The sequence below is a fragment of the Thermoanaerobaculia bacterium genome (genome assembly GCA_035260525.1).
Lineage (GTDB): Bacteria > Acidobacteriota > Thermoanaerobaculia > UBA5066 > DATFVB01 > DATFVB01.
The window spans coordinates 1-3,678 of sequence record DATFVB010000080.1 but is presented as its reverse complement, the minus strand read 5'-3'; the positions used below and the strand labels follow the sequence as shown (position 1 = coordinate 3,678).

Annotated in this window: 3 protein-coding genes; 2 read left to right on the top strand and 1 reads right to left on the bottom strand. The window is 70.0% G+C overall.

Annotated elements, in window-relative coordinates; all coding sequences use genetic code 11:
- Positions 1 to 5 precede the first annotated feature (5 nt).
- Positions 6 to 1,373 carry a M48 family metallopeptidase gene (locus tag VKH46_03930; protein HKB69967.1) on the bottom strand — a complete coding sequence of 456 codons (1,368 nt, stop codon included), beginning with the start codon at positions 1,371 to 1,373 and terminating at the stop codon, positions 6 to 8.
- Between the two features lie 120 nt (positions 1,374 to 1,493).
- Here VKH46_03930 and VKH46_03925 point away from each other — a divergent pair, with 120 nt between their 5' ends.
- Both VKH46_03925 and VKH46_03920 read left to right on the top strand, forming a co-directional pair.
- A complete protein-coding gene (locus VKH46_03925; GenBank protein ID HKB69966.1) occupies positions 1,494 to 2,483 on the top strand; it encodes an alcohol dehydrogenase catalytic domain-containing protein in 990 nt (329 codons plus the stop codon).
- The gene (locus VKH46_03920; protein ID HKB69965.1) at positions 2,480 to 3,508 is read left to right on the top strand and encodes an alcohol dehydrogenase catalytic domain-containing protein; all 1,029 of its coding nucleotides are present in this window, start codon (positions 2,480 to 2,482) and stop codon (positions 3,506 to 3,508) included. The genes VKH46_03925 and VKH46_03920 overlap by 4 nt, the downstream gene beginning before the upstream one ends.
- Positions 3,509 to 3,678: the final 170 nt, after the last annotated feature.

Below are 3,678 nucleotides of genomic sequence, written 5' to 3'. Positions count from 1 at the left end.
CGCCTTTACTTCAGGTGTTCGGCCTTCCATCGCATGGCCATGAGTATCCGGTTCCGTCCGCTCGGGTGGTCGAAGAACACGATCTCCTCGAGCTTTCCCGGGTCGAGCTTGCGGTATTCGGCCAGATGCAGCGCCGCCTGCGCCATGCCGTCCGGCTGCTGCGAGGCGTTGATGCCGAAGATGTCGGCCTCCGCCTCCTGCGTCCGGATCACCGTGTTCAGCACGGGAGTCAGCAGGAAGAAGTATGCGGAGATGAGGAGGACGAGGAGCGGAAGACCGGCGACGTCGCCGATCGACTCCACCCGCCAGTGCGGCTCCATCGCCGCCCGGATCCGGTCGAAGGCGAGCCGGACGAGGGCGAAGCCGATCACGATGAGGAGCCCGATCTCGAGGATCCCCTTGTAGACGTGGTTGAGGACGTAGTGCCCCATCTCGTGTCCCATCACCGCCTCGATCTCGGGAACGGAGCCGCGATTCAAGAGGTTGTCGTTCATCGAGATCCGTTCCGTCCCGAGGAATCCGCTCACGTTGGCCGACATGCGCTTGGACTGGCGCGACGCGTCGAATTCGTAGACGTCGCGGACTCCGATCCCGTTGGCGCGGGCGAGCGCGAGGATCGGATCGCGCACCTTCGGGTCCTCGAGCTTCTTGTACTTGTTGAAGAGCGGCGCGATGTAGACCGGCGCGATGAGAGCGCCCATGACGAGGATCGCGACGGCGGTGAGCGATCCCCACAGCCACCAGGTCCGCGGCGTCTTTCGGAGGACGCCGTAGAGCACGACGACCGCGAACCCCCCGAAGACGAGGCCGACCAGGAAGCCTTTCGCCTGATCTCCCAGCCACGCGCCGAACGTCTGGTTGGAAAGGCCGTACGCGTGCTCGCGGAAGTACCCTTCCCAGACGGTCAACGGGAAGAGCACGATACTCGTGACGACCAGGTACTGCGTCCAGTAGAGCGCCGTCTGGATCGGCTTGCGGCGACTGATCCGCGCGGCGAGATCGCGCATCCGGACGGAAAACCGGGTGCCGAGAAGAAGGAGCGAGAGCGCCGCCCCGGCGAGAAAGTCCCAGAGGAGCAGCCAATATCCCCCTTCGTAGTAGGCGTCCGACCGCGCCCGGGCGTCGGGCGGGACGCTCGCGAGATACGCGCGCGTTGCCGCTTCGGGGTCGAACGCCGCCGTTCGCTCGCGCGGCGATGCCGCGCTCGCGGGCGGCGAAACCTCAACCCCCTGCCCCCTCTCCAGGCGGAGAGCGGGGGAGGAATTCGGAGAAGCCGACCTTGTCGCGTCGGATGCCCGGGCGGGCGCGGAGCGGGCCGCCGCGGCGGAGGCGAGCATCGCCAGGAGCAGGAGGGTGCCTCGTTTCATCGTCATGCCCTCGATTCTGCCACTCCGTACGCATCGCCGTTCCAATTGTTTCCCGGTCCCTCCGATAGAATCGACGCATGCCCCCTTTCACCTCGCGTTCCCGGTGACGGACCTCGCGCGCTGATCATGCGGGCCGCCGTCCAGACGAAGATCGGCGCGATGGAGATCCGCGACGTCCCGCGCCCGAGGGCCGCGGCGGGGGAAGTCGTCGTGCGCGTCCGCGCGGCGCTCACGTGCGGCACCGACCGGAAGATCCTCGACCGCGGACACGTGAAGTTCGCTCCGCCGCTCGTCATGGGCCACGAATTCTCCGGCGACGTCGCCGAGGCGGGGGAAAACGCCGGGTTCGATGTCGGGGAGCCCGTCGCGGCCGGGCTCTCGGGCCCCTGCGGGGCATGCGATGCGTGCCGGACCGGAGCCGAGAACCGGTGCGAGGCCGCGGCGCGGTCGCTCGCATGGGGCGCCTTCGCGGAGTACGTGAGGGTGCCGGCCGCGGTCGTGCGCCGGAACCTGCGCCGCAAGCCGGCCGGCGTCTCGTACGAGGCCGCGGCGCTCCTCGACCCGCTCGCCTCCGTGGTGCACGGATGGGCGCGCCTCGTTCGCCCGCCGGGCGACCTCCTCGTCGTGGGCGCGGGCGCGATCGGCCTCCTCTGGATCGCGCTCGCCCGGGCGAAGGGCGTCCCCCGGATCTCGGCGGTCGGCCGCGGAGCGGAACGCCTGCGTCTGGCGGAGCGGTGGGGAGCCGAAGTGTTCGATACCGCCGCCGCGGAGGGGCCGCCGCGCGCCACGACGGTCGTCGAGTGCGCCGGGACCCCGGAAGCCTGGCGCGAGGCGTTCGACCGGGTCCTTCCGGGAGGCGAAGCGCTCTTCTTCGGCGGGTGCGCTCCGGGCGCGGAGGTCGCGCTCGACGCGGAGAAGATCCATTACGGCGAGGTGCGCGTCGGCGGCGCGTTCCACTACCGCCCGGAGGACGCGGCCGAGGCGCTGACGCTCCTGGAGTCGGGCGCCGTCGATCCCGCCCCCCTCCTCTCCGGCGAAGGCGGGCTCGCCGATCTCCCGGTATTCTTCGACCGCATGCGGCGTTCCGAGGGGATCAAGTACGTGGTGCGGCCGTGATCGTCTTCGGCACGGATCCCGACGGGCGGCCGGCGCTCTCCGAGCACGACGTTCCCGAGATCGGCCCCGGCGAGGCGCTGGTCAAGGTCGCGGCGTGCGGGATCTGCACGTCCGACACGCTCGAGTGGTACCTGAAGAAGAAATCGCCGACGATCATCGGACACGAGCCGGCCGGCACGATCGTCGGCCTCGGAACCGGTGTCGGTCACCTCGCGCTCGGCGACCGGGTCTTCGTCCATCACCACGCGCCGTGCCTCGCGTGCCGATACTGCCGCCGGGCGCGGTACGTGCTGTGCGAGACGTGGAAGAGGACGCACCTCGATCCCGGCGGGATGGCGGAGTTCGTCCGGGTCCCGCAGACGAACCTCTCCCGCGACACGTTGAAGATCCCGGAAGGCCTTCCGATCGAGGCGGGCTGCCTCATCGAGCCTCTCGCGACAGTCGTCAAGGCGTTCTCGCGCGGCCGGTTCACGCCGGGGATGTCGGTGCTCGTGATCGGGCTCGGCGTCATGGGGCAGATGGCGGTCGCTCTCGCGCGGCAGCTCGGGGCGGCGCGGATCTTCGCGTCCGACCGGGTCAAGGAACGGCTCGAATACGCGGAACGCTTCGGCGCCGACGAGATCGTCGACGTCGGACGCCGGCCGGCGTCCTCGGTCGTGGCGCTCAAGACCGGCGGCAACGGGGTCGATTTCGTGTTCGTCGGCCCCGGGTCGATCTCCGCGATGGAGGAGGGGATCGCATGCGCCGGGCCCGGCGCCTCGGTCGTCTTCTTCACGATGGCGGAGCCGGGCAAGCGGCTGCCGATCGAGCCGAACGCGCTCTATTTCCGGGAGATCGATCTCGTCTCGTCCTACTCGTGCGGCCCGGAGGACACGCGCGAGGCGATGGACCTGATCGCCGACCGGGGCTTTCCGTGGCGGCAGCTCATCACCCATCGGTTCCCCCTCGCGCAGGCGCCCGAGGCATTCCGGAAGGTCCAGCAGGCGACCGATGCCCTGAAGGTGATCGTGGAGTTTCCCGCTTGAAGGTGAAGCTCGCGCAGCCGGCGAAGGTCGCGGGACGGAGGAGGCGAGCGGGATCGCGGGTCCTGTCGCGGCGCGCCCCGCCGGGACCGACCGGCGCGCGGTGCGGACAGGGTTACGAGAACGGTGCGCGGCGGTCGGATCCTCGGCGGGAGTCGTGCCGCGCCGCCCGC